This window comes from Pelagibius litoralis, assembly GCF_011683915.1.
Lineage (GTDB): Bacteria > Pseudomonadota > Alphaproteobacteria > Kiloniellales > Kiloniellaceae > Pelagibius > Pelagibius litoralis.
Map to the genome: position 1 here is coordinate 23,409 of NZ_JAAQPH010000037.1, position 6,904 is coordinate 30,312.

4 protein-coding genes are annotated in these 6,904 nt (G+C 63.9%); all 4 read left to right on the plus strand.

Features of this window, described 5'->3' with window-relative positions; all coding sequences use genetic code 11:
- Positions 1-35 precede the first annotated feature (35 nt).
- From HBA54_RS27130 to HBA54_RS27145, 4 genes are read left to right on the plus strand one after another with little or no spacing between them, the layout of a single operon-like run.
- Complete coding sequence (locus HBA54_RS27130; RefSeq protein WP_167231339.1) at positions 36-2,672, plus strand: TRAP transporter permease; 2,637 nt, start codon at positions 36-38, stop codon at positions 2,670-2,672.
- Entirely contained in the window at positions 2,669-4,015 is a 1,347-nt protein-coding gene (locus HBA54_RS27135; RefSeq protein ID WP_167231342.1) for an aminotransferase family protein, read from the plus strand. Before HBA54_RS27130 ends, HBA54_RS27135 begins: the two co-directional genes overlap by 4 nt.
- A 6-nt stretch (positions 4,016-4,021) precedes the next feature.
- On the plus strand, positions 4,022-4,879 hold the full coding sequence (locus tag HBA54_RS27140; protein WP_167231346.1) for a hypothetical protein: 858 nt from the start codon (positions 4,022-4,024) through the stop codon (positions 4,877-4,879).
- Complete coding sequence (locus HBA54_RS27145) at positions 4,879-6,639, plus strand: thiamine pyrophosphate-binding protein (protein ID WP_167231349.1); 1,761 nt, start codon at positions 4,879-4,881, stop codon at positions 6,637-6,639. The genes HBA54_RS27140 and HBA54_RS27145 overlap by 1 nt, the downstream gene beginning before the upstream one ends.
- Positions 6,640-6,904 lie beyond the last annotated feature (265 nt).

The window sequence follows — 6,904 nt, forward strand, 5'->3', positions numbered from 1 at the left end:
CGGCGCGCGACCGGATCCGTAACCAGAGATCACGTATGACCTTTCCGGACAGGCAGCAGCCAGTCGGTGCCAAAGAGGCAGCCATCCGCGACTTCGCGGAGCAGGCCGAGTACGGTCAGCGCGCCAAGCTGGGCGTCGAGGGCCTGCTCGTCGGCTTCGTTGCTTTGTGCTGGTCGCTGTTCCAGCTCTGGTTTTCCTCACCGTTGCCCTACGTTTTCAACGTCGGAATCTTCAATGACAGCCAGGCGCGGCTCATCCACCTGGCCTTCGCCCTGTTTCTTGCTTTTGCCATTGCGCCGGCAACGAAACGTGCCATCGACCGGATCCCGTTTTACGATTGGCTGATCGGCTTTGGCGCCGTCGCGGTCTGTCTCTACGGTCTGGTCTTCTATGACGACCTGGTGAGGCGGGCAGGTCAGCCCATCTCCCTCGATCTGTTGATTGCCGGCCTTGGCATTCTGTTGGTGCTGGAGGCGACGCGGCGGTCCATGGGCCCGTTCCTGGTGGCTGTGGCAGTGATCTTCCTGCTCTACAGTTACTTCGGACGCGCGATGCCGGAAGTGCTGCAGCACCGCGGCGCTTCAGTTACGCGTATTCTTGAGCACCAATGGCTCGATACACAGGGCATATTCGGCGTGCCCCTTGGCGCCTCCACGGCCTTCGTTTTCGTTTATGTGCTGTTCGGCACGATGTTCAACAAGGCCGGCGCCGGCCACTACATCATGCAGCTGTCGCTCGCCTTTCTCGGCCATCTGCGCGGCGGCCCGGCCAAAGTGGCGGTGGTGTCCTCGGGGCTCAACGGTCTCATATCCGGCTCGGCGCTCGCCAACGTCGTCGCCAGCGGTATCTTCACCATTCCGCTGATGAAACGCACCGGCATGTCCGGCATCAAGGCCGGCGCCGTCGAGACATCTGCTTCGATCAATGGCCAGATCATGCCGCCGGTGATGGGCGCGGCGGCCTTTATCATGGTGGAGTACGTCGGCATTCCCTACGCCGATGTGGTACGCCACGCCTTTCTGCCGGCGGCCATCTCTTATGTCTCGCTGTTCTACATCGTCCATCTCGAGGCCTTGAAGCTCGATATCGAGCCGATGTGCCATCAGCAGATCCGTCCGGCAAAGGCCTTACTGCTTCGCTACGGCCTCGGCATCAGCGGTTCGTTGATGGTTCTGGGATCCATCTACTATCTGGTCCTTGGTATCCAGCTTGGTTTCGGCAGCCTTGCACCGCTTGTCCTGGCCGCCGTCATTGGGGCGCTGTATCTCACGGCGCTTTCGGTCTCGGCCCGCCATCCCGATCTGCCGCCCGAGAATCCGGATGGCGCCTTGGCGGCCCTGCCGCAGGGCTGGGAGGTCGCGCGCAGCGGACTGCACCTTCTGATCCCTGTGATCGTGCTGGTCTGGTGCCTGATCGTCATCCGCCTCTCGCCCGGCCTGGCCGCTTTCTGGGCGACGGTCAGCGTCATGGCGATCCTGGTCACGCAGGAGCCGCTGAAGCGCCTGTTGCGGCGTGAAAGGGGGCTCGCTGCGGCCTTCGCCAACGGCTGCCGGGCGGTTGTCGAGGGTCTTGTTCTCGGGGCCCGCAACATGGTCGGCGTGGCGCTTGCCACCGCCACCGCCGGCATCGTTGTCGGGACCGTAACCCTGACCGGTCTCGGTCTGATGATGACCGATGCGGTGGGGCTGCTGTCCGGCGGCAACATCTATCTGGTCCTGATCTTCACGGCGCTGGTCACCCTTATCCTGGGCTGCGGCGTGCCGACCACCGCCAACTATATTCTGGTGGCCTCTCTGATGGCCCCGGTGATCGTTGAACTCGGGTCCGAGGCCGGCGTCGCTATTCCGCTGATCGGGGTGCACCTTTTCGTCTTCTACTTCGGCATCATGGCCGACAGCACGCCACCGGTCGGGCTCGGCGCCTATGCCGCGGCGGCGATCTCCGGCGAGTCGCCGATCAGGACTGCCGTACAGGCGTCGGTCTATGGCCTGCGCACGGCTATTCTCGCCTTCGTCCTGGTGTTCAATCCGGAACTGCTGCTGATCGGCATCCAGAGCCTCTGGCATGGCCTCGCCGTTGCCGTGGCCAGCATAGCCGGTTGCCTGATGTTCGCGGCCGCCACGCTCAACTACTGGATGGTTCGGAACCGTTGGTGGGAGACGGTGGTGTTGCTCTTCGTTTCCGTTGCCCTGATCTATCCCGCCGGCTGGCTCGACCTGCTTTACGAGAAGTACGATGCGCTACCGCCCAGCGCCCTGATGCGTGAGGCAGAGGCCGCGCCCGCCGACGCCCGCCTTGTCGTGCGGTTCCAGGGTACGTCGATCGAGGGTGAAACGGTCTCGCGCCTTGCCAGCCTGCGGCTGGGGCCGAAGGCTGACGGCGCGGCTCGCCTGGCCCATTCGGGTCTCCATGTTTCCACCGGCGCGGAGCAGGTCAGGGTCACCCAGGTCCGTTTTGCCAGCTATGCGGCAAGGCTGAGGCTGGAATCCGGTTACCGTATCACAGCCGTCTACAGAGCAGCGCAGAGGCCTTCGCCGGGCTTCGTCTACATCATCGCGCTGGTTTTGCTGGCTGGGGTCGCCTTTTCCCAGGTTCAACGTTTGCAGCCGGAGCGGCGGCCCTTTCCTTTCCGTCGAAAGCCGGAACCTGATCCGGCGGAAGAAAGCCCATGACCCCGCGCAACGGTTCCGCCGTCTTTTATCGTGACCTGACCGGCGCGCCGCCGCTCATCCTGCATGGCGAGGGTGTCTATCTGGAAGACGCGGACGGGCGGCGCTACCTCGACGGCTCCGCCAGCGCCTCGGTGGTGGGCATCGGTCACGGCCGCCGGGAAATCTGGGACGCTCTGGCCGCCGAGGGCGGGCGGGTGACCTTTGTCTATAGCGGCGGCTTCACCCATCCCTGGCAGGAGCGGCTGGCCGCCGCGATCCTCGATCTGGCGCCGGCCAACATGGCGGCTGTCTATTTCACCTCGGGCGGTTCGGAGGCCAATGAATCCGCCTGGAAACTTGCGCGGCAGTATTTCGTCGAGCAGGGCAAACACCAGAAGTACAAGGCCATTGCGCGCTGGCAAAGCTATCATGGCGTTACGCTGGCGACGCTGTCGCTCTCCGGGCGCACGTCCTGGCGGCAGATCTATGCGCCGTTGCTGTTGCCCGTGCCCCATGTCGCGCCACCTTACGAATACCGCTGCGCTTTCTGTGAGCGGAGCGGCGGCTGCACCCTGGCCTGCGCCGATGATCTGGAGCGCACCATTCTGCTTGAGGGGCCGGACACGGTCGCTGTCTTCTTCGCTGAGCCGATTGTCGGCACCACGGTGGCAGGTTTGGTGCCGCATTCCGGCTACTACCGACGCATTCGAGAGATCTGCGATCGCTATGACGTACTCTTCGTGGCGGACGAGGTGCTTTGTGGCTATGGCCGCAGCGGTGCGCCCTTTGCCATCGCCGGGTGGGACGTGGAGCCCGATATCATCACGCTCGGCAAGGCGCTGGGCAGCGGCTATGCACCGCTTGCCGCGATGCTGGTCTCCGACAAGATCCGACAGGTCTTCCTGGAAGGCAGTGGGCGCTTCGTCCACGGCCTGACCTATAGCGGCACGCCCTCGGCCTGCTTCGTTGGCCTGAAGGTGCACGAGATCATGCTGCGCGAGGGCCTCTTCACCCGTGCCAAGGGACTTGGAGGAGTCCTGAAGTCGAAGCTGCTTGAGCTTGCCGGGCGTCATGAGATCATCGGCGAGGTGCGGGGCAGGGGTCTGCTGCAGGGAATCGAGTTGGTTGCCGACCGCAAGTCGCGCCGTCCTTTTCCGCCCGGTGAACGCGTGACCGAGCGCGTAGTCCGTCACATGCGCGACAATGGCGTCATCGTCGCCGCCGGCGTGCCCTTGGCCAACTTCGGCCGTGACGGCGATCACCTGCAGATCAGCCCGCCCTTTATCATCACCGGGCAGGAAATCTCGATCATCGTCGAGGCGCTTGACGACGCCTTGCGCTCCGTTCAGCCGTCTGTCGGATAAAGGCCGATGGCGCGTCATCTCGTCCTCGGGTCCATCACCCAGCTGACCGCCGACAACTCTGGTTGCCATGCCTTGGTCGGTTCCCATGGTGGGCTCTACACAGCGGCAACCGCCACCGCCATCGGGGTTGCCTCGCTCGTCTGCCACGATGCCGGCATCGGATTGCAGTCGGCGGGGATTGAGGGCCTCACATTTTTGGAGAAAGCGTCGATTCCGGGTGCAACGGTCGATTTCCGCAGCGCGCGTATCGGCGATGCCGCGGACATGCTGGCGCGCGGCCTGATCTCGAGGGTAAACGACGCCGGCGCCGCCTGTGGCGTCGCACCCGGGATGACGGCGGCGGACGCCTTTGTGAAGTTCCAGGCTTCGAAGCGACACCCAGCGGCAGGCGATACGACTCTGCCCGATGGCAGTAGCGAAGGCCGTCACCTGATCGCCGTCGCCCTGAACCAGGGCGGTCATCATAACGTGCTCGCGGTCGACTCGGCCTCGCTCATCCGGCCCGCTGACGCCGATGCGATCGTCGTTACCGGCTCGCACGGGGGGCTGCCCGGCGGAAAGGCCGCGAATGCGGTCAAGGCGCTCGTGCGTTGCGTTGTTTTCAATGACGCCGGCGTGGGGATCGACGGTGCCGGTATCAGCCGCCTGCCGGTGCTCGACGTGCGCGGAATTGCCGGTCTCACGGTGGCGGCGCAGTCCGCACGCATCGGCGAGGCTCTCTCGACATACCAGACCGGCGTCATCTCACACGCAAACGGTCCGGCGCGGTCTCTCGGCGCTGAGCCTGGTCAGCCCCTCCGCGAGTTTATCCACCACCTGGTCAATCAATCGACCTGCCAATCGATCTGCAAGGAACCTCTGTAATGTCCTCTTCTATCGCTATTGCCGAAAACAACCGAACCGGGGTGCGGTCTTTGACCGGTGGTGAGGCGATCGTCGAAATTCTTGAGCGCGCCGAGGTTGGGCCGATGTTCGGCATGGGCGGCTTCCAGTTGCTGCCTTTCTATGAGGCCGTGCGCCGCAAGGGTTTGACGCACCATCTGATCAACGACGAACGCTGCGGCGTCTTCGCTGCCGATGCCTATGCGCGCATGACCGGCAAGCCGGGTGTTTGCGATGCGACGCTGGGGCCCGGCGCCACCAATCTGGTGACCGGTCTGGTGGAAAGCCTGAACGCCGGCGTCCCTCAGGTGATCTTTACCGGCGACACGCATCGTGATCATTCCTGGAAGAATATGACCCAGGAGTCCCGGCAGTTGGAGATCCTGCGCCCTGCGGCAAAAGAGGTGATCCGCGTCGAACAGGTGCGCCGCGTGCCGGAGCTGGTCCGCCGTGCCTTTGCCGTGGCGACCGCCGGGCGGCCCGGTCCGGTGGTGGTCGATGTTCCGGAGGATGTGGCGCACGACAGTTTCGATTTTCCCTTTGCCGACCTGTGGATCGATCCGGTCACTGCGCGGTTTCCCGCTTATCGCGCGCGGCCGGCGGCCGGCGATGTCGAGCGGGCCGCGGCCTTGATCGCCCAGGCCGAGCGTCCGCTTCTGCTGGTCGGTGGCGGCATCCACCTGTCGCAGGCCTATGATGCCTTGCAGGCCTTTGCCGAGGCCCAATCGATCCCGGTCGCCCATACCCTCTCGGGCAAGGGTGCGGTGGCCTGCACGCACGCACTCTCCGCCGGCCTGTTCGGGCGCTACTCGCGCATTGCCAACGATCTTATCGAGCAGACTGATTGTCTGATCGTCGTCGGCTGCAAGCTGGGTGAAATCGCGACCAAGCGCTTCCAGTTGTTCGACGGCTCCGTTCCGCTCATTCATCTGGAGGTGTTGCCGGAGGAGATCGGACGTACGACCCGCTGTGACCATCCCTTGGTCGGTGATGCCGCGCTTGGCCTTGAGGATCTGGCCGCTGCGCTGCGGGGCGAAGGTAAATCGGCCCGACTGGCGCGTGCCGACTATGCCGCCGAAGTTCCACTGCGCATGGCGGAGTGGCGGCGAGGCGCGACGGATCGGTTGGAATCCAAGGAAACGCCGATCAACATGGGGCGTCTGTTGAACGAGCTGAACCGGGAAATGCCGGCGGAATCCGTGCTCGTTGTCGATGGCGGATTCGCGGCGCATTGGGGCGGGTTGTTCTACGACAGTAAACTGGCGGGCCGGCGTTTCCTGGCCGATCGGGGCTTCGCCTCCATCGGCTACGGATTGCCCGGCGCAATGGGCGCGCAGCTGGCCGTGCCGGATCAGCCGGTCGTCGGCGTTACCGGCGATGGCGGTTTCAACATGATGATCGGCGAGCTGGAAACGGCGCGCCGGGCGAAAACGCCTTTCACGCTCATCATCGTGAACAATGCCGCCTCCGGCTATGTAAAAGCGTTGCAGCACTCGATGTACGGCGAGTACCAGTCCAGCGACCTCATTGAGATGAACTATGCAGAGATCGCACAGGACTTCGGTTGCCACGGTCTTCGCGTGACCGACCCTGCAGAGCTTGGCGCGGCCATCCGCGCGGCCAATGCCGAGCGCGGCCGGCCATCGGTCATTGATGTGGTCGTGACCCGCGACCCGGCCCGGATGCTGCCCGGGGTGGATAACCGCACCCTCAAAGTGAACAAGGGCGACAGGCCGGTGTAGGGGTCTCTATCAACGAGCGCTGGCGCGATACTTCTCCCTGTGCCTCCGGCCCGGCCTTGTGCCGGGCCGCCTTTTTTTCTGGCTCGTTTCTTGTCGTGCGCAGGGGCCATCAGATTGGTGTCGAAACCAAATGTCGGTCTAGGGTCTGTACCCAATTAGGGGATTCCAGTTGAGTTGGATTTGTGATTCAAGTTTCCAAGGATAGGAGGCTTGAATGGCAAGGCAGCTGTTTTGGTTGAGTGAGGAGGAATGGGCGCGCATTGAG